The 19353-nt window shown below is 42.3% G+C and carries 16 protein-coding genes; 11 read left to right on the forward strand and 5 right to left on the reverse strand.

Features of this window, described 5'->3' with window-relative positions; all coding sequences use genetic code 11:
• Nucleotides 1–49: 49 nt before the first annotated feature.
• Together I1A42_RS23655 and I1A42_RS23660 are read right to left on the reverse strand one after the other, a co-directional pair.
• Nucleotides 50–1639 carry a diguanylate cyclase gene (locus I1A42_RS23655; protein WP_161157078.1) on the reverse strand — a complete coding sequence of 530 codons (1590 nt, stop codon included), beginning with the start codon at nucleotides 1637–1639 and terminating at the stop codon, nucleotides 50–52.
• Nucleotides 1623–3119, reverse strand: coding sequence for a tetratricopeptide repeat protein (locus tag I1A42_RS23660; protein WP_196125412.1), 1497 nt, complete (start codon nucleotides 3117–3119; stop codon nucleotides 1623–1625). The genes I1A42_RS23655 and I1A42_RS23660 overlap by 17 nt, the downstream gene beginning before the upstream one ends.
• 520 nt (nucleotides 3120–3639) lie before the next feature.
• Here I1A42_RS23660 and I1A42_RS23665 point away from each other — a divergent pair.
• From I1A42_RS23665 to I1A42_RS23680, 4 genes are read left to right on the forward strand one after another with little or no spacing between them, the layout of a single operon-like run.
• On the forward strand, nucleotides 3640–4593 hold the full coding sequence (locus tag I1A42_RS23665; protein WP_196125414.1) for a YbgA family protein: 954 nt from the start codon (nucleotides 3640–3642) through the stop codon (nucleotides 4591–4593).
• Nucleotides 4583–5401, forward strand: a complete 819-nt coding sequence (locus I1A42_RS23670; protein WP_196125416.1) for a MerR family transcriptional regulator — start codon at nucleotides 4583–4585, stop codon at nucleotides 5399–5401. The genes I1A42_RS23665 and I1A42_RS23670 overlap by 11 nt, the downstream gene beginning before the upstream one ends.
• Nucleotides 5402–5420: 19 nt before the next feature.
• Nucleotides 5421–6839: a deoxyribodipyrimidine photo-lyase gene (phrB, locus tag I1A42_RS23675; RefSeq protein ID WP_196125418.1), complete on the forward strand. Its 1419-nt coding sequence runs from the start codon at nucleotides 5421–5423 to the stop codon at nucleotides 6837–6839.
• A 4-nt stretch (nucleotides 6840–6843) separates the two neighbouring features.
• Entirely contained in the window at nucleotides 6844–7752 is a 909-nt protein-coding gene (locus tag I1A42_RS23680; protein ID WP_196125420.1) for a L,D-transpeptidase family protein, read from the forward strand.
• 57 nt (nucleotides 7753–7809) lie between these two features.
• Here the strand turns inward: I1A42_RS23680 and I1A42_RS23685 are convergent, their stop codons facing one another.
• The gene (locus I1A42_RS23685) at nucleotides 7810–8079 is read right to left on the reverse strand and encodes an Lpp/OprI family alanine-zipper lipoprotein (protein ID WP_161157084.1); all 270 of its coding nucleotides are present in this window, start codon (nucleotides 8077–8079) and stop codon (nucleotides 7810–7812) included.
• 321 nt (nucleotides 8080–8400) lie between these two features.
• Here I1A42_RS23685 and I1A42_RS23690 point away from each other — a divergent pair, with 321 nt between their 5' ends.
• Complete coding sequence (locus I1A42_RS23690; RefSeq protein WP_196125422.1) at nucleotides 8401–9744, forward strand: DEAD/DEAH box helicase; 1344 nt, start codon at nucleotides 8401–8403, stop codon at nucleotides 9742–9744.
• An 86-nt stretch (nucleotides 9745–9830) separates the two neighbouring features.
• On the opposite strand, the gene I1A42_RS23695 is transcribed toward I1A42_RS23690, so the two are convergent.
• Complete coding sequence (locus I1A42_RS23695) at nucleotides 9831–11474, reverse strand: methyl-accepting chemotaxis protein (protein ID WP_196125424.1); 1644 nt, start codon at nucleotides 11472–11474, stop codon at nucleotides 9831–9833.
• A gap of 390 nt (nucleotides 11475–11864) precedes the next feature.
• Between I1A42_RS23695 and I1A42_RS23700 the strand changes: the two genes are divergently transcribed.
• The 6 genes from I1A42_RS23700 (at nucleotide 11865) to I1A42_RS23725 (ending at nucleotide 17568) form a co-directional block, all read left to right on the forward strand.
• The gene (locus I1A42_RS23700; protein WP_196125426.1) at nucleotides 11865–12686 is read left to right on the forward strand and encodes a phosphate ABC transporter substrate-binding protein; all 822 of its coding nucleotides are present in this window, start codon (nucleotides 11865–11867) and stop codon (nucleotides 12684–12686) included.
• A 144-nt stretch (nucleotides 12687–12830) separates the two neighbouring features.
• Nucleotides 12831–13733, forward strand: coding sequence for a phosphate ABC transporter permease subunit PstC (gene pstC, locus I1A42_RS23705; protein ID WP_196125429.1), 903 nt, complete (start codon nucleotides 12831–12833; stop codon nucleotides 13731–13733).
• 5 nt (nucleotides 13734–13738) lie between these two features.
• Nucleotides 13739–14602, forward strand: coding sequence for a phosphate ABC transporter permease PstA (pstA, locus tag I1A42_RS23710; protein WP_196125431.1), 864 nt, complete (start codon nucleotides 13739–13741; stop codon nucleotides 14600–14602).
• A 35-nt stretch (nucleotides 14603–14637) separates the two neighbouring features.
• Nucleotides 14638–15387 (forward strand): phosphate ABC transporter ATP-binding protein PstB, encoded by a 750-nt coding sequence (gene pstB / locus I1A42_RS23715; protein WP_161157935.1) that lies wholly within the window; start codon nucleotides 14638–14640, stop codon nucleotides 15385–15387.
• 323 nt (nucleotides 15388–15710) lie between these two features.
• On the forward strand, nucleotides 15711–16988 hold the full coding sequence (gene sbmA / locus I1A42_RS23720; protein ID WP_161157934.1) for a peptide antibiotic transporter SbmA: 1278 nt from the start codon (nucleotides 15711–15713) through the stop codon (nucleotides 16986–16988).
• A gap of 82 nt (nucleotides 16989–17070) precedes the next feature.
• Nucleotides 17071–17568: a GNAT family N-acetyltransferase gene (locus I1A42_RS23725; protein WP_161157933.1), complete on the forward strand. Its 498-nt coding sequence runs from the start codon at nucleotides 17071–17073 to the stop codon at nucleotides 17566–17568.
• Nucleotides 17569–17910: 342 nt separating this feature from the next.
• Here the strand turns inward: I1A42_RS23725 and I1A42_RS23730 are convergent, their stop codons facing one another.
• Nucleotides 17911–19290, reverse strand: coding sequence for a YjiH family protein (locus I1A42_RS23730; RefSeq protein ID WP_196125433.1), 1380 nt, complete (start codon nucleotides 19288–19290; stop codon nucleotides 17911–17913).
• Between the last annotated feature and the right edge of the window lie 63 nt (nucleotides 19291–19353).

Below are 19353 nucleotides of genomic sequence, written 5' to 3' on the forward strand. Positions count from 1 at the left end.
TTTCAACGTGATGAGTATCAAAACGTAATACATTATCTCTGAAACGATATTATTCGGAGCAAACTTGATTACGGCCATTTGCTTTAGCGCGGTAAAGCGCTTTATCTGCTCGATGGAAAGTACGCTGGGTATTCTCTCCAAGTCGATGTAAGGTTACTCCAATACTCACCGTTAATTGCCGATCACCCAATACGGGTTGCCAATCAAATTGAGCAATATTGAGACGTAGATTTTCCGCCTCATCTTCCGCCTGTTTAAGGTCGACATTTTCTATGATAACGAGAAATTCCTCCCCACCAAAACGGATACAATGGTGATTCGACTGAGCAAACAAATGTCTAATTTGTGCTGATACGTTCATGATGGCTTTGTCACCCACTAAGTGGCTGAGTTCATCGTTGATCGATTTGAAGTGGTCGATATCAATAATCAAAAACGCGAAGTCGGCTTCATGAATCAATAAATCCTTTAAACAGCTATCGAGCCAGCGACGGTTGTGCAGTTGAGTAAGAGGATCGGTAAATACATCTTGTTGTAGTTGAGCTACAGTGTGCTTTTGACTCTCTGTAGTTTCTTTTAACTCGCGGTTTTCCATTTCCGATAGAATGAGTTTTAGTTGTAAATCAAATCTCGATAAGCGTCTTAACTGGTTGGCGCCTAATTCAGCAATAGGGATTCCCTGTATCATTTTCGATTCGATGGTGAAGGACTTTTTCTCATATTCGAGAGCCGCAGAATACAGCCCTTGCTGTTGGTAGATGTCACTAAAAGCATTGTAGAGAGAAATGATGACTTCAGACGACAGTTTGGCATTCTCTGCTCTTTTCTCTGCTTGAGTGAGCAGATAAATAGCCACATGAGGTTTATTACTCTCTAGTAGACAATAGGCCTGTTCAACTCGACTCATACAGGCAAACCAAGACGATTCAAAGTTGCCGACTGCATAAGGAATGGTGGCTAAAACATGTAATGCTTGATTAATATCGCCTTGTTGGCGATATAGGCGAGTTTGAAACAGCATCATTTGCCCTGTCAGTAGTTTGTCACTGACTAAAATTGAGAGTTCTTCACATTCCTTTAAGATTTTTTGGGCCAATTTACGCTTGTTTAAGCGGATATAGCAGCTCAACTTGTGCAATTTATAGTGCAAACGTAAGCTACGACCTGAAAGAGCATGATCAACCGTATCTATTTTATGGTAGTACCGGATGGCACGTGACGTATCACCAAATCGTTCGCACAGTTTACCCATACCTAAGATAGCTATCGCGTACGAATCAATATCGCCAAACTCAATCGCAAGCCGAGTGAGTGTAATGTATTCCTCTAGCGCTTTATCATACTGGTTTGTTGCGACATACCGCTCACTTAAACTGTTGCGTAAAGAGAGCATCAGATCTGCTCTAGGGCTGTCGGCATTCTTGAGTAGTTGCAGAGCGGATATTAGTGTATCAATACTTTGTTTGTGATAATCAAATGTGGCTTGATGCTCAGCACATATCATTAAGCAAAGCACTTGCTCTTCAGTGGTCGATGCCACTGTTTCTTGCATGTTATGCCAAAACTCAATCGACTCTTCACCAACGAGGCTCGTCACATCGTAGCCGGCTTCCTGAACTTTATTAAGCAGGTTTTCCACGGTCTAGATTCTCCTCGTTGTCGGATTCTTGCTCTAGTTGTTCCAAGGTAAATGGAAATATTAGAATATTCTGTAATATCACGGAAGGGAGCTCGCAGCTCAGTCCTTTACGATGCCACGGGTAGATAGTTAGCATTTGTGACAGCGTTCTACAGAGTTGTTCTGCTTCTGCTCCTTTATCTGCAATTAGCCAGCCCACCCGTTCACTACTAAGGCGAGTTAAAAAGTCATTGGAGCTACTCAACGTATGCGTCAGTTCGGTACATACGTCGATGACGCGCGGGTCATTATGACGAACAACGATCACGGAATAGTTGGACTGACGTAACTCTGTTTTTAATTGAACTAACTGCTCCCACCAAAAGGTTTCGGAAACCATATTAGAGTAGCGTTTATCAGGGTTGTATTCGTGTAACCCACGAATACGATTAATGAGTTTACGCGCTTTCTGTTCAAGCTGTTGTTTTGATAGGCGCGCTTTATCTGAGCCCAGTTGAGCAGTTTGAGAACGCACGTAGGCAAGTGAGTGTGAGCGAAAATGTTTGAAGGCAAGATAGGCACTTTGCATATCTCCCATTTGTTCGGCAATATCGGATTGTTTTTGGTAAATGCGAGCAAGGATCTCATCACTGTTTACTTCCGAAAACTGCGCGTGACTTTCTGCTTCACGTAACCACTTTAACGCCTGTTCCGTTTGCCCTTTTAACAGTTCAATTTTGGCTAAGCTCATCATTGCCAAGGTCTTCATCCATACCGACTGGTATGTGTCAGCAAGGGCGTGTGCTTGGTTAGCGGCTTTTTCAGCGGCATCGACTTGACCTAATTCCAGTAATGCCACCGCGCGAAAATCCCATACTTGAGCTTCCAAAATTTTGTCGGGATTGTGCTGTAGAAGATCGTCTGCACCTTGTAATACCGTCAGCATTTCTGGGTAGCGTTCAAGATAATAGAGATCCCATGAGAGAAAAATTCGGGCTCGAGCTTCTAACTCTGTATGGCGGATACTGTTAGCTGCTCTGACGGCAAGTTCGTGAGTCGCTTTGGCGAGTTTATATTCCTCAGTGACCCGCCATACATTACCCAACCCAAGTAGCGCTTCAATTTGAATACAAGGATTATCAGACCAAGCAGATTGTTCCAGCGACTGAATCCAATATTGTTGCGCGGTGTAATACTGCGCTTGTTCCCAATAGATAACCGCATGATAGTGATAAATATCAGCAAGATAGTCGTCATTATCAAGGGATTGCTGTAAGCGTAGTGCTGCGCGTATATATTTTAAACTGGCTTTTAATTCTTTAAGGCGCCATGAGCTTTGGGTAATGAGGAGCAAGCACTGCAATGTTGCTGCATTATCGTTGTAGGTTTTGGCTTGCAACAAACAGTCATGCGCATCAGTAAGGACCTGTTCAGGGTCTTGAACTAAGCGGTTTGTTAGTCGTTGGATAGTTTGCTCTAAAGCGAGACTTCGGTTACTCAAACGTCGATATCCTTAGGCTTACATCGTTCTTCGGCTAGTTAGTTTGTTGCTATTTGTATTTTGGATTCATCATAGAACAGCAGCTAATCAATCGTGAGCATACACATCTTGTTGCTTTTATTACAGGGATTGTGTTCTAGATCGTTATGAAACCAGATAAAAATCTATATACAAATTATTTACTGTCTAAAATTAGCACAATTTATGCCAATCATGGGTTGTTCTCATGCTTAGGTTATTTGTATTTGTGTTATCTAAATAAATTTTATCTTATATTTTATTGAGTTAACGCAACTTTACTTCAAAAATCAATTTTAGTAATCACTTATTTATCGTGTCGTCACAATATTGAGATGGAGAAAGTGAGGTGTAAACGTTAGTCAATAAATTGGCTGAATATATCGTCATGCCGTAGTACTTAATTAGCGACATTTTTCTTATACAATAAAAATATTTGTACAATTGTGAATAACTGCTATATCTTATACAAGATAATTTTTTGTATAGCTGGGGATGAAGCATGGCATCTAACGCAATACTAGTAGGCATAAGCTCATGTGTTTATGGGGATAAAGTCCGGTTCGATGGGGGACATAAAAGTAATGCTTTTGTGCAACAAGAACTGGGGCCACATGTAGTTTTCCACCCAATCTGTCCGGAAATTGGTATGGGAATGCCTGTTCCTAGGCCGACCATTCGCTTGGTTAGAGATCAAGATCGTATCGCTTTGGTGGAAACCAAAAATCCGAATAACGATCATACAGATGCCATGCTTCGATACTCAGAACAAAGGGTTGCTGACCTTGCTGACCAACCTATGTGTGGCTATATTGTGTGTGCTAAATCACCCACATGCGGTATGGAGAAAGTCAAAGTATATCAAGAGAATAATGCTGAAAAATCGGGGATAGGTATTTATACCCGAATTTTAATGGAGCGGATGCCATGGTTACCTGTTGAAGAAGATGGTCGGCTCAACGATCCGGTTTTACGGGAAAATTTTGTCACCCGAATCTTTTGCTTGCACGATTTCTATCAATCGATGGGGCAACAGCCTACGGCAGGGAAAATTGTGCAATTTCATAGTCGTTATAAATTAACTTTGATGGCTCATCATCCAGAATCTTACCGTGAATTAGGACGTTTAGTCGCCGACATTGCATCATATGATATTGAGGATTTTTTCCAGGAATACCGAGTTGGTTTAATGAGAGCACTTGCACACAGAGCGAGCCGAAAAAATAATACTAACGTATTGATGCATTTGCAGGGGTACTTCAAGCGTGCACTTTCTAAATCGCAAAAAGCGGAGTTAGCTCAAACCATTGATGATTATCGCCGCGGAGTCTTGCCATTGCTAGCCCCGATGACCCTGCTAAAACACTATTTGTCTATGTATCCTGATGCTTATTTAAGTCAGCAGCGTTACTTAGACCCTTATCCTCAGGAGTTGAAACTCAGATATGGGTTGTGATTCATTTAAAGACAGTGTGAAGTTATACGCTATTCGTGAAGTCGCGGAATTAACGGGTGTTAAACCAGTCACTTTGCGTGCATGGCAACGACGTTATAACTTAGTTCAGCCGCAAAGAACAGATAAAGGACATCGTTTATACACAGAACAGGATATTGAATTAATTCGTGATATTCAGAGCTGGCTTGCAAAAGGTGTTGCGATCGGGAAAGTGAGCCAGTTGCTATTTGGGCCATCTGAATCTCAATATGATGAAAACGTTACCGCGACGGCACTGGATGAAAATCAACGTTTACTTGACTATTTGGCGCAATTTAAGCGTGCCAAGGCCCAACAGTTGATTGCTACGGTTTTCAAAGAGTATCCACTCGCTCTGGTTGAGCAGCAATTTGTTTTACCCGTTTATCATGCGTTAGAGCAAGTAAAAGGTCCGCTTAAAACGTTACAAAAAGGGCTCTTTCAGAGCTTAATGGTGAGCCGTCTGGCTTCGATTCTTGAATCTGAAAATAAATCCAATTCGAAAGGTCAGAGCCTTTGTATTAGTTTCGATCCAAACGGGAGTGTTCTCGCTTGGCTTTGGGCGGTTGCTCTAAGTGAACAAGGTTGGTCTGTCACCTATCTAGAAGGTGTCGAAGATATTTCAGGTTTAGAAGAACACTCCGGTATAAAAAACTACCAGCACATGGCGTTGTTTTCCAATCATAGTCTGCCTGAAAGCCAATACGCAGCAGTGCGTCGCTTAGCTGAGACGTTTAATGGCACAACACAGTTCTCTGAAGTGTTACAAACCTTAATGTCTGACCATTAATTACCATAAGGATCTGATCATGAAGCTCGTATGGTTTAGAAGAGATTTGCGTGCGGTTGATAATCAAGCCTTACATTGTGCCGTTGCAAGCGGTGAACCTGTGCTTGCGTTGTTCATCGCTACTCCTAAACAGTGGGCAAGCCATGATATGGCCCCTATTCAAGCGGATTTCATTTATCGCCGTTTAACTGAGCTGCAAAAGGAATTATCGGCACTTAATATTCCTTTGTGTTATCGACAAGTCGATGATTTTTCAGCGTCGATAGAGGCCGTGGTTGAATTTGCTAAAGGTGTGGGTGCTACTCATGTTCTGGGTAATAAAGATTATGAAATCAATGAAGTTTTACGTGACCAGCACGCAGAAGCTGCACTGGCAAAAATAGGGATTGAATCCACTTGGTTTGATGATAAGTGCGTGCAAAAGCCAGGAAGTGTCTTAAGCAAACAAGGTACTTATTTTAAAGTGTTCACTCCCTTCAAGCGGGCTTGGATGCAAAAGATGTCGCGGCCAGTGATTGAGAAAATCTTGCCGGTTCAATGCTCTGTGGCTCAAGAAAAAAGTATGTGGCAGCGATTCGTATGGTCTACAGATCAGCCCTTTGATTATCCAAGAAAATCAAGTGAGCAATGGCCTGTTCACTTTGATGCAATTCGCCAAGCATTACGAGCTTTTTGTCGTGATAAAGCCTTTCGTTATAATCAGGAGCGAGATTTCCCAGCTCTTGATAGTACTAGCCAGCTATCACCTTATCTCGCCATTGGGGCTCTCTCCGCTCGCCAATGTATGGCACGGCTTTTTGCAGAAAGTGAGGTTGGATTTTTATCGGATGGAGCTGAAACCTGGTTAAGTGAATTGGTATGGCGTGAATTTTACCAGCACCTTTTACACTTTGAACCTAAGTTATCGAGAGCAAAAGATTTTCATCATTGGGGAGCCAATCTCGTTTGGCATAATAGCGATACTGCGTTTCAGGCTTGGTGTGAAGGTCAGACTGGATTTCCGATTGTTGACGCTGCGATGCGACAACTTAATGCTACCGGTTGGATGCATAACCGTTTAAGAATGGTTGTTGCCAGTTTTTTGACTAAAGACCTACATCTGGATTGGCGTGCTGGAGAACGGTACTTTATGCAACATCTGATTGATGGTGATTACGCAGCAAATAATGGTGGCTGGCAGTGGTGTGCTTCTACTGGATGTGATGGCCAACCGTACTTTCGCATCTTCAACCCAGTGAGTCAGAGTGAGCGTTTTGACCCTAATGGAGAGTTTATTCGTCAATGGATTCCCGAACTGGCGTCGTTAGATAACAAATCTATTCACCAACCTTGGAAAGCACCTAATCACCAAGCGTTATCTTATCCCCAACCGATAGTTGATCATAAAGCGGAAAGAGAAGTAACCTTAAGTCTGTATAAACAGGCTAAGGGAAATTGACTTAATGTTGCGTAACTGGTTAATAGTGGGATGTCTTGTCGCGTGTACTTACGTGAGTTCTGTGTGGGCTGCCACGTATTCGTTTCCCGTTAAAGGTAGCCGTATGGTTGGTAGTATTCAGTACCATGAGGTGAAAAAACACGAAACCATGGCGCAAATTGCCAAACAATATGATGTCGGTTTTCTTGCGCTAATGGCGGCAAACAAAGGGGTTGACCCGTTCTTGCCTCAAGAAGGTTACGTATTAACAATTCCATCGCAAATCATCTTGCCTGATGTCCCTTACCAAGGCATCGTCGTCAATTTAGCTGAATTACGTCTATATTATTTTGAGCCTAAAAAGCATGTAGTCCATATCTTCCCTGTTGGCATTGGGCGCATTGGGCGAGATACGCCAGTTATGGAGACAAAGATCAGCCAAAAACGCCCCCATCCCACTTGGACCCCACCGCAATCCATTCGCGAAGAATATGCCCAAAAAGGGGTGGAGTTACCGAAAGTGGTGCCTGCCGGCCCCGATAACCCGCTGGGGGATTATGCGTTGCGTTTGGCTTATGGTGCTGGCGATTATCTAATTCACGGCACTAATAAAGATTTTGGTATTGGTTTGCGCGTAAGCTCAGGCTGTATACGCATGGAGCCAGAAAATATTGATTGGCTATTTCATCATGTGCATACCGGTCTAAAGGTAAAAGTTATTAATGATCCGATTAAAACAACACTCGAGCCTGATCGTAGTGTTTATATGGAGGCTCATGAACCTTTAACGCGTAGCGATGGTGTGAAAAAACGTCTGACGATGCCAATAGAGTTAAAGTGGTGGCTAGATGAATATGGAATATCAGCAGCAAAAGCGCAGGCCGTCATTACTGCACAAAATGGTGTTCCGGTTCAAGTTGCGGAAGGAAGCTAGAATAGATACTAAAAAGAGACAGAAAACTGTCTCTTTTTATGTCATATAGCAAATGTCTTATTTAGTATAAGACTGTGCAATGTTATCAATACGTTCATTTGCACGAGCGGCTTCTTCCTGAGCGGCTGTTGCTGCGTCAGCTGCTTGGTTCGCTTTAGAAGCCAGTGCCGCATTTTCACTTTTAAGTGAAGCCACTTCATCATTCAATTGGCTAACTTGATTACTTAAGTCATCAAGTTTGTCTGACGTTGCTGAATCTGGACCTGAGGCGCACCCAGCCAGTAATAACACTGAAGATGCCGCAGCAGCCAGTAAAATCTTGTTCATATCGAACTCCTTGATAGATAGTTTGTATCAAATTGACGCTCTATATTTTTATAAATCTCAATATAGTAGCTTTTTCAGTATAATCAGTATTTCTAATGATTTAGTAAAAATAACCCAAAAAATTCAAGACTAAAATGCAGAATTGTCGATGAAGTTAACATCATCTGTAACAAATCGTGAGAATAGCTTGGATTGATCATCTTGAGTTTTTCCTACCGAATATTTTTTATCTTCACTATCCTTAAACTAGCGTTTCGCGGTAGTATACGCAGTTTTAAAGTTAAACCCCTTTCCACCTCCTAAATTGGTGGAATTTTGTATTTGGAGAATCCTTTGCAGTTTAAAGATTTAGGCTTAGATAACCGATTATTGAAGACACTTGCGCACTACGATTTCAAAAAGGCAACTGAAATCCAACAACAAGCTATCCCGTATGCGATTGCAGGGAAAGACTTGCTTGCGTCTTCGAAAACCGGATCTGGTAAAACATTGGCTTTCTTACTTCCAATGTTACATAAATCGCTCAAAACAAAAGCGTTCTCTGCAAAGGATCCGCGAGGCGTTATTTTGGTACCAACGCGAGAGTTGGCCAAGCAGGTGTATAGCGAACTGCGTTCAACGTTAAGTGGTTTATCCTACAATGCGGTATTAATTACTGGTGGGGAAAACTTTAATGACCAAGTGAAAGCATTACGCCGTTACCCTCGTTTCATTGTGGCTACGCCTGGTCGTCTAGCTGATCACCTTGATCATCGTTCCGTATTCTTAGATGGTTTAGAAACGTTGGTACTCGACGAAGCTGACCGTATGCTGGATTTAGGTTTTGCGCCTCAGCTACGTCGTATTCATAAAGCGGCTAAACACCGTCGCCGTCAAACCTTGTTGTTCTCTGCGACGTTAGATCACGACCAAGTTAACGATATCGCTGCGGAAATGCTTAATGAACCACGTAGCATTTCGATTGGTGTCTCTAATGAGCAACATAAAGATATTACGCAACGTTTTTATCTATGTGACCACCTCGACCATAAAGAAGCGTTATTGGATCGTATCCTAGAGCAAGAAGATTATCGTCAGGTGATTATTTTCACTGCGACTCGCGCTGATACAGAACGACTGACTGAAAAGTTGAATGAGCGCAAACTGAAAGCGGTCGCGTTAAGCGGTAGCCTCAATCAAGCGCAGCGTAATACCATCATGAGTCAATTTGAACGGGCGGTATTTAAAATTTTGGTCACGACCGATGTTGCATCACGCGGCTTAGATATTTCAACGGTGACGCATGTCATCAACTTTGATATGCCAAAACATACAGAAGAGTATGTGCATCGTGTAGGGCGTACCGGCCGAGCGGGTAACAAAGGGGATGCGGTTTCTTTTGTTGGACCTAAAGACTGGGATAGCTTTAAACGTGTTGAACGTTATTTGCGTCAAGATCTTAACTTTGATGTGTTAGAGGGTTTAGAAGGTAAATTCAAAGGCTTGAAGCCACGCAAACCCGTTAATAAAGGAAATCAAGGGAACAAAGGTCCTGCGAAACCTAAAGTTAAGCAATCTGCGAAGAAACCAGCTAAACGTGATGAGAGTTATTATAAGAATGTTGCAGTGGGCGATAGTGTATTTATTCCACGGAAAAAAACAGCACCTAAAGTCGATGACGAATAATCATCTCGTTTAAGTAAAACAAAAGGCAGCGTCTCGCTGCCTTTTGTCATTTTTTAAGAACTAAAACAAATTCGCTTTACAGTCTGTTAAACCTTGAAGTAACCGAGTTCTTGTTTTTGTGTCTCAGCTAAGTTCGATAGCTCTTGGCTTGCCGCGGCTGACTGAGTAATGCCCGTAACGTTTTGACTCACCAGCTCATAGATATTCGCTAGGTTTTTGTTGATATCGCTTGTTACTTGATTCTGTTCTTCCGAGGCGCTTGCAACTTGAGTATTCATTTCACTGAGCTGGGTAATTGATTGATTAATGTTATTCAGTGCTTGGCTCAGTTGTTCGGCTAAACTTTGGTTCTCATGCAGTGTCTCTAAGCTAGATAGCACTTGATCATTAGCAGAACCTGATTGTGATTGGAGCTCTTCAATAATAGCTTGAATTTCTTTTGTCGATTCTTGGGTTCGAGCGGCTAACATGCGTACTTCATCCGCAACGACAGCAAACCCTCGGCCACTTTCACCGGCTCGGGCGGCTTCAATAGCAGCGTTGAGCGCTAACAAATTCGTTTGTTCCGAAATACCTTGAATCACTTCAATGACTTGGCCAATTTTCTCTGACTGAGCTTTTAAACTGCTAACGACATCGGCGGCATGACCTAGTTGACTGACCATTTTGTCATTCGCACGACTACTGGTGGCAAACATAGTTAAACTATTGGTGGCTAACTGTTTTGCATCTTGAGCAGCTTGATCTGCATGATGGGCATTATCTGTTACGGTTTGGGCCGCACTTTCTAGTTGGTTAACCGCAGAGGCCACTTGTTCAACTTCTTGTTTCTCTTGGTCTGAATTGACAGACGATTGGGTCATTACAGCAGCAAGTTCTGTAGACGCAGAGGCAACATCGACACTAATACGTACTAAAGCACCGACGGTTGAGCGTAACTGTTCGACAGTGCCATTAATATCACGCGCTAAAGCTGTTACTTCATTATTACCATCTACTTTTGCTTTTACTTTTAAATCGCCAGATGCTACATCACGCATGACTTCGCGTAGATGTCGGATCGGTTTAACAATGATTTCAGCGAGAATCCAGCTAGCAATAGCCGCTAAAACAAGAATGACGATCAAGCCAATCGTTGAGTTATTGATCACTGAAGAGTGGATGTCTTCATTCTTTTTAATGTCAGCAATGGCGAGAGTATTTAATGTTTTTGAAAGATGATTAATTGCAGCGACCATCTTTGCTCCGGCGTCTCGATAGGCAGCGCTTGCATCATCATACTTCTGATCAAATTGAGTAGAGGTTGAATTTTGTTGATGCCTCTCATGTAAAAGTGGAATCATCGTGTTAATTGAATAATTAACGTAATAATTCATCGCCTGATCTAATTGCGTTATTTCATCATGAAGTTCTGGTACATCGCTTAAGCGAGCGAGCTCTTGCTTGTTCTTTTCTTGTTTACTTAATAATAAAGCTTTTAATTCAGCAACATCTTCGGGTCTGAACAAACTGTATATGGCTTTAATGCGCATACCGTAAGTATTATCGATGATATTTATAACTTCTTCTTTATGTTGAATAAGCTTCTGAGTGGAGTTAGAGGTTTCATCAAATGCTGATTTAAGCGTCGATGTACTGTAGGTAATACCCGCTATTAATAACAGCATGGTAATTATTACCGGTATCACAACCTGTAACTTGATCGACAAGTTACTGAGTAATTGGCGCATACTATGGTCCTTTTAAATAAAGCTGAAAAAAAATGTAACAAAAATGAATGAATTATATTATTTGAGACAGATAATAACGATTCCTAATAAGAATTCAATCCTTATTTATTTTTAGTTATAAAGAAAAATTGCAATAAAATTAGTTGGTTGTGATTTTATATAAATCATTAATTTAAAGTCATTTTTTTCCTGCGCATCGTGAATCATTCTCCTAAACTTTTACTAGTCATTACGAAAATTTCATAGAACTACGAGCGTTATGAGCATGACGTGGTAAGTTTTCTTTCTGTCACATAGTGTTCAAGTAACTGAAACATAACTGTCACAATTCATCCATAAATTTGACCTCGTTGACCTATACTCGGTATAACCCCTTAAAGGAAACATGTGATGAAAAAAACTGTATTTGGTGCCATTGCTTTGTTAGGTGCTTTAGCTTTTAACCCAGCTTCGGCAAATGAAACTATCTCTGTAGTGGGCTCAAGCAGTGTGACTCCGTTAATGGAGTACTTCGCTGAAACCTATATGAAAACTAACCCCGGTGTGTTTATTGAAGTCCAAGGGCCTGGTTCGTCTGCTGGTATTAAAGCGGCAAAGAATGAAAGTGCGGATATCGGCATGTCTTCTCGCAGTTTAAAAGCTTCTGAAGAGGAACCTGCCTTGGTAGAAGAGACCATCGCTCGCGATGGTATTGCTGTCGTCGTTCATCCCAGTAATAAAGTGAATGGGCTGACTAAAGAGCAGGTGACAGAGATTTATAAAGGCAAAATTACTAACTGGAAGCAAGTGGGCGGAGAAAGTAAACCGATCGTGGTGATTACTCGTGATACGGCTTCTGGGACTCGAGGTGCATTCGAAGACATTATGTCTTTAAAGCGTAAAGTGAATGGTATGACCGTTTCAGCCATTTCTCAACGAGCACAGGTTGCTAATGGGAATGGTGGGTTGAAAACCATGGTGGCATCGAACCCTTATGCTGTCGGCTATATTTCATTAGGTACGGTGGATAATACCGTGCACCCACTGGATGTTAATGGTGTATCCGCTACCGTTGAGAATGTGAAAAATGGCAGTTATCAGGTCGCCCGTCCATTCTTAGTCCTTTATAAAAAGGACAAACCAACACCCGAAACTAAGAAGTTTCTCGATTGGATGCTTGGCCATCAAGCCCAAGCTATCGTCAAAGACCATGGATACATTGATATCCACTAAGTGCTTTATTTAAATTTTGCTCGGCCTCATTTGGGCCGAGCCTTTTATTCTCATTGAATGATCACTTAACGTTCTCCCGTGTGATTAGGTTAAGGCCACTAGGCATTTCAATGAGACTGACCATCGTAAATATAGTGAACGTTTATGAGTATTGATAAAGCTCAATCATCTCAACCTGGTTTAAAAGCCAAAAAGCGCATTGATTGGAAAGAGCGTCTGTTTCATGGATTGTTTCTTACCAGTGCGGTTATTGGGATCGTGTCTTTAGCGATCATTGCTTACTTCATTGTGCGTGAAAGCTTACCGGCATTTCAGGCCGTAGGTGTCTCTGGCATTGTTCTTGGTCAAGAGTGGTTACCTCCTGCTTTGTATGGTGTGGCTACTATGATTGTCGCATCGGTAGCATCAACGCTGGGGGCGGTTATTGTTGGAGTGCCGATAGGGGTGCTAACCGCTGTTTTTATTGCCGAAATTGCGCCTAAGCGTTTGGCTGATTTGATTCGCCCTGCGGTTGAGTTGCTGGCGGGGATTCCGTCGGTGGTTTATGGCTTCTTTGGTTTGGTTATTATTGTTCCCCTGATTCAACAAGTATTCGATGTACCAGCAGGTAATACCATCTTGGCTGGGATTATCGTGCTTGGAGTCATGATCTTACCGACGGTAATTACAGTATCTGAAACCTCTATTCGCGCTGTTCCTGCCTCATATCGTGAAGGTTCATATGCACTCGGTGCCTCAAAAATTTACACTATCTTCAAGTTATTGGTTCCCGCCGCTCGCTCTGGGATTATGACCGCCGTCATTTTGGGTATCGGGCGAGCTTTAGGTGAAACGATGGCGATTATAATGGTGATGGGCAACGCGCCAGCCATGCCGCAAGGTATTCTAGATTCTGCGCGTACTCTTACTGCGAATATTGCCATTGAAATGTCATATGCCAGTGGTGTTCATGCTAATGCTCTCTACGCGACAGGGGTGGTGCTATTGGTCTTTATTATGATGCTGAACGGCGCGCTACTGTATTTAAATCGTGAGAAGGCGAGGTAGAAACTATGGATCGTGTAAAACTGAAACGTGCTCGCCAAAACAAAGATGCCCTGCTTAATGGCTTAATTTGGTTGTCAGCGGCATTAACTGTCGGGTTTTTGTTCTGGATTATCTGGTACATATTATCTAATGGCATGCGATTTGTGGATTGGCACTTCATTACGGATAATTACACCAGAACGGGTGACGAGCATGGTATTTTCCCCATGATCGTTTCTACGATTTACATGGTGATCGCCTCGATTGCTGTCGCGGCACCACTGGGGATCATGACGGCTATTTATCTAACAGAATATGCAAAAATTGGCAGTCGTTTAGTTAAGGTCATCCGTTTTTGTACCGAATCACTTGCTGGTATTCCATCAATCATTTTTGGTCTATTTGGTATGACATTTTTTGTCGTCATTATGGGGTTTGGCTTTTCAATTTTGTCTGGGGCGTTAACACTGAGTATTCTGATTCTTCCTGTGATCATTCGCACAACCGAAGAAGCTTTGATGGCTGTTCCACAAACTTACCGAGAGGGCTCTTATGGGCTCGGTGCATCAAAAATCTATACTATTTGGCGTCTTATTCTACCGAGTGCGATGCCGGGAATTCTGACGTCCGTTATTCTGAGTATCGGCCGTGTTGTCGGTGAATCGGCACCTGTATTTTTAACGGCAGGTATGGTGGCTCGTATTCCTGACTCTTTGATGGACTCTGGTCGAACGTTAACCGTGCATTTGTACAAGCTGACAACTGAATTATTCACCGTGGACGAGTGGAATCAGGCCTATGGGACAGCGACGGTACTGATTGTTGTTGTGTTGATCATTAATATTATTACTAAGTTCATTGCTAGCCGCTTTAATACGGCCAACTACTGATTTCAGCACATAGAACCGAATTTTGAGACTCATTTATGAATAAATTTAATATTGAAAAACTGGATCTATTTTATGGTGATAATCAGGCATTAAAGTCGATTAATCTCCATATTCCCACTCAGCAAGTGACGGCCCTTATTGGCCCGTCAGGTTGTGGTAAATCAACGTTATTGCGTTGTTTAAACCGTATGAATGATCTGATTGAAGGGGTGACGATTAAGGGCACTGTCACACTGGATGGAGAAGACATTTATGGTGATATCGACGTGGCGGGGTTACGAATTAAAGTTGGGATGGTGTTCCAAAAAGCCAATCCATTTCCAATGAGCATTTATGAAAATGTTGCTTATGGTCTGCGCGCACAAGGTATTAAAGATAAGAAATATATTAACCAAGTGGTTGAGCGCTCGCTTAGAGGTGCCGCCTTGTGGGATGAAGTGAAAGACCGCTTAAAGTCTCCGGCGTTTGGATTATCGGGAGGTCAGCAGCAGCGTCTTTGTATTGCGCGTACCATAGCGATGGAGCCTGATGTGATTTTGATGGATGAGCCGACATCGGCGCTCGATCCCATCGCAACCAATAAAATTGAAGACTTAATGGAAGAGTTAAAGAAAAATTACACCATCGTCATTGTGACTCACTCGATGCAGCAAGCACGCCGTATTTCTGATCGCACGGCCTTTTTCTTAATGGGAGAACTCGTCGAGCATGGTGATACTGAACAAATTTTTGGTGCGCCAAAAGATGACCGTACCCGTGGCTACGTGAATGGCGATTTCGGTTAATAGATGCTCGCTTTAGGTGATTGCGCGGTGAGATGAAATAAATAATTAGTGAGAATGATAATTTTTTTCAAATTTTAAGTTATGAATGAATCAAATTCATATAAGATTATAACTATAAAGCGATGGTAAATTTGCCCCTCTCTTAGAGGGGCTTTTTTCTTTGCATTATGGAATTTTGACCTGTTACTCTGGTCAAAATAATCATTGAGTTACGGTCAACTCAAGGTAAATTAAGTGATATAGCCAAATTATTTAATGGGTTTGGGGATATCCCTCTTTTAACTTACTGGAATACAACTGTTCACGGACAAGAGATAAATACTGTGTTTGAATCCTTTTTTCCAAAACCAAAACTGTTCTTTTCTAGCTTTGCTCTTTGGGCGTTAGCGTGTGTTATTGCTTGGTACATGTTTGTACAAGGGCTGGGTCAGCACTTAAGCCTTGGTAGTGTATTTGGTTATGGTTATCCTGCTCCTCTAGGCGACAAGCCCACTGCCGCTATTCAAGCCGCTTATAAAACTAATCTAGAACACGCAGGAATGGCTTGGCTTTACCAGTATATGGCAGTGTGTTATGCGTTGTTTTTATTCGTATGGATGAAGTTTAGCCATCATAAATGGGCCAAATGGTCTGTACTTGGTTCGGCGCTCATCGTCTTTATTACTTGGTTCCAAGTAGAAGTGAGTGTGTTGCTTAATGAATGGTATGGGGATTTTTATAATCTCATTCAAAAAGCGTTAGCAAAACCAGACAGCATTACGTTATCGCAATTTTATGGTGAGTTAGTCACGGTGGCTGTCATTTTGATGGTCGCAATTACCGTTGCTGTGTGTAATGCCTTTTTTGTTAGTCATTACGTGTTCCGTTGGCGTACGGCTATGACGGAATACTATACGTCTAAATGGCAAAAAGTGCGTCATATTGAAGGGGCGTCACAGCGTATCCAAGAAGATACCATGCGTTTTGCTTCAATTATGGAAAACTTAGGTGTGAGTTTCTTAAACTCCATCATGACCTTAATCGCGTTCTTACCGATTTTATGGAATCTCTCAAGTTACGTTAAAACGTTACCTTTGATTGGTGAAGTGTCGCAAGGGTTAGTCTTTGTAGCCATTATTTGGTCGATCTTCGGGACTTTGCTGCTCGCAGTGGCAGGGGTCAAACTGCCGGGATTAGAATTTAAAAACCAGCGTGTAGAAGCAGCTTATCGTAAAGAGCTGGTTTTTGGTGAAGATGATGAAAATCGCGCCGAACCTGTTAAGTTAGGTGAGCTATTTAGTAATGTTCGCCACAATTATTTTAAACTGTATCTTCATTACGTTTACTTTAATGTGGTTCGTTATGGCTACCTACAAATCGGCCAGTTTATTCCTTTGATTGCATTGGCACCTTCGATTGTTGCTGGCGCATTCTCTTTGGGGATCATGCAGCGTATCCTCAATGCGTTCCATCAAGTTGAAAACTCTTTCCAATACTTAGTGAATTCTTGGACGACGATTGTTGAGTTGTTATCCATTCATAAACGTTTGAAAGCGTTTGAAGCGACTATCAAGCATCAAGAGCTTGATGATTTGGAGTTAGAGCAGGCGTCGCAAAACTAAATCGCAAATCGAATACAAGGTCATCCCTCGGGCTGGCCTTTTATTTTTGGGTGCCATAGTGGCAAAAAATAGGGATGATTAAGTGAATCAACGCAGCATGAACATTCAGGTTGAAAAAGCTCAGCAAGGCGATCTGTCGGCGTTATGCTTGCTCAATAAGCAAATTTGTCAGCAGCATGCTCAACATGCACCAAATGTATTTGTGATACCTAGTTCGGAGCAGATAACCCAATATATGCAAAATATATTGGATCATAGTGATAGTGAAATCTGGATAGCAAAACTAGGTAACCAAGCAGCAGGTTATGTGATTGCACGCCTCACTCGTAACGAAAGTGTGCCATTTCTAACTACACATTTGGTTGCTCGCATCGATACCATAGTCGTAGATGATGAATTTCAACATTGTGGTATTGGACAGGCGTTATTTGCAGCGTGCCAACAATGGTGTGAACAACAGGGAGCCAGTGAAATCAGATTAGAAGTGATGGCGTTTAATCAAACCGCGCAACGGTTTTATCAGCAACTCGGGTTTTCTAGCCAATCGCATATTTTATCGATGTCGTTGTCATCGAATTAGTAGATGGTCACAAGCATTAAAAAACCGCCAAATCATATAGATTTGGCGGTTTTTGTTTTTATCTGACTATACCCAAATGACCTCAAGATGCAGGATTCAGAGCTTCATCAACGAGCCTAGGTCAAGCTCAATCTCGGTAGGAATGGTCATTCCTTTTCAACGTGATTGAGCGCAGAAATAGGTTTGTTGATGAGCTCCCAAAGGGCGAGTTTTATTCGCTCCTAGGCTGTGTTACTGATTTTCAACGTAGAATGACTATGTCTTCAAATCAGTGCCTTGCCTAAAAGCGAATACATTCTCGCTGAAACAGCATCTTGAGGTTACTTGGGTATATATGTCCAGTTAGAACAAGAAGTGCGCCATTAACACAATCACTGGCAGTGTAATCAATGTGCGTACAATAAAGATAAAGAACAGCTCGAAGATGTTGACTGGGATCTTACTTCCGAGCATCAGAGCGCCAACTTCCGACATATAAATGAGCTGAGTGACGGACATTGCAGCCACAATAAAGCGCGTCATTTCACTATGGATTGATGTGGCTAAGATAGCCGGAATAAACATATCGGCAAAGCCAACCACAATCGTACGCGAGGCTTCGACCGCTTCTGGCACGCCCAGTAGTTTAAGATATGGGATAAATGGCTGGCCAAGAATAGAGAACACAGAGGTGTGCTCTGCAATCATCAATGCAGCTGTTCCTAGCCCCATCACCACGGGCAAAACGCCAAATACCATATCAATTGCGTTCTGGATACCTTCTGCAAATATTTTGCTTGGCGAATTGGCTTTCGATGCCTTATTTAACGCCAGTTTTAGACCCCAAGAAAACGCGGTTTCACCGACAGGTATGGCATCTGCATCTGGATGTGGTTGAGTGCCATCAATGTAGGTATCTTTTTTCCAACGTAAAGGAGGTAAACGTGGAATGATAACCGCAGCCACAACCCCAGCAAGGCAAATGGAACCATAGAAAGGCAAGAACATCTGTTCCAAGCCAACTTGAGCAATCACCACTAGGCTGAATGTGATAGAAACAGCAGAGAAGGTGGTGGCAACAACCGCTGCTTCACGTTGGGTGTAAAACTTCTCTTCATACTGTTTACTGGTCAGCAAAATGCCCACACTGCCATCGCCTAACCACGATGCCATACAGTCAATAGCACTGCGGCCTGGTAGGTTGAATACTGGACGCATGATTTTGCTTAGTAAGCTGCCAAAAAGTTCAAGAAGACCAAAATTAAGCAGTAATGGAAGTAAAAGACCGGCAAAAATGAACACGGAAAAGAGAGTCGGTAGTAGGTCGGAAAGAACCAGCCCACCGGTGTTTTCTTCCCATACCATTTCCGGCCCCACATGGTAAAACGTCATAATGACAGCAGCGCCGCCAAATAAGCGCACTACTAGCCAAATCCACGATGGGTTAAATAGGCCATTAAGGAAAGGTCGATTAACAATACTTTGAGGTTGGACAAGTTTAACTAAAAGTGAAGCCCCGGCCATAAAACTCACGATGATCGTAATCATTGGTATGAGTAAATCACCTAACAGGGATTTTAGAGATTGGGCTAACATTGCGACCGGAATGGTGTAAGAGCCTTGGTCTTGGATAGGAGCCATAAATAGCAAGATCCCAATAATAGAGGGGATCAAAAAGCGCCAAATGGTAGCAGGACTATGTTTAGTCTCTGGGGTATCTAAAGCTTGGGCGTTGTTCTGCATCGTTTATCTCATGTGACTATTGTTTTATTTCCTCCCTGGAATATTCATTCACTTAATGTCCGT

Source organism: Vibrio nitrifigilis (assembly GCF_015686695.1).
In the GTDB taxonomy this organism is placed as follows: Bacteria; Pseudomonadota; Gammaproteobacteria; order Enterobacterales; family Vibrionaceae; genus Vibrio; species Vibrio nitrifigilis.

Excerpts from the sequence above, each read along its gene's own strand:
- phrB (WP_196125418.1), top strand. The coding sequence starts at position 5,421 with ATGAAGCTCGTATGGTTTAGAAGAGATTTGCGTGCGGTTGATAATCAA.
- I1A42_RS23685 (WP_161157084.1), bottom strand. The coding sequence starts at position 8,079 with ATGAACAAGATTTTACTGGCTGCTGCGGCATCTTCAGTGTTATTACTG.
- pstB (WP_161157935.1), top strand. The coding sequence starts at position 14,638 with ATGAATAAATTTAATATTGAAAAACTGGATCTATTTTATGGTGATAAT.
- pstC (WP_196125429.1), top strand. The coding sequence starts at position 12,831 with ATGAGTATTGATAAAGCTCAATCATCTCAACCTGGTTTAAAAGCCAAA.
- I1A42_RS23665 (WP_196125414.1), top strand. The coding sequence starts at position 3,640 with ATGGCATCTAACGCAATACTAGTAGGCATAAGCTCATGTGTTTATGGG.
- pstA (WP_196125431.1), top strand. The coding sequence starts at position 13,739 with ATGGATCGTGTAAAACTGAAACGTGCTCGCCAAAACAAAGATGCCCTG.
- I1A42_RS23680 (WP_196125420.1), top strand. The coding sequence starts at position 6,844 with ATGTTGCGTAACTGGTTAATAGTGGGATGTCTTGTCGCGTGTACTTAC.
- I1A42_RS23670 (WP_196125416.1), top strand. The coding sequence starts at position 4,583 with ATGGGTTGTGATTCATTTAAAGACAGTGTGAAGTTATACGCTATTCGT.
- I1A42_RS23695 (WP_196125424.1), bottom strand. The coding sequence starts at position 11,474 with ATGCGCCAATTACTCAGTAACTTGTCGATCAAGTTACAGGTTGTGATA.
- I1A42_RS23730 (WP_196125433.1), bottom strand. The coding sequence starts at position 19,290 with ATGCAGAACAACGCCCAAGCTTTAGATACCCCAGAGACTAAACATAGT.
- I1A42_RS23700 (WP_196125426.1), top strand. The coding sequence starts at position 11,865 with ATGAAAAAAACTGTATTTGGTGCCATTGCTTTGTTAGGTGCTTTAGCT.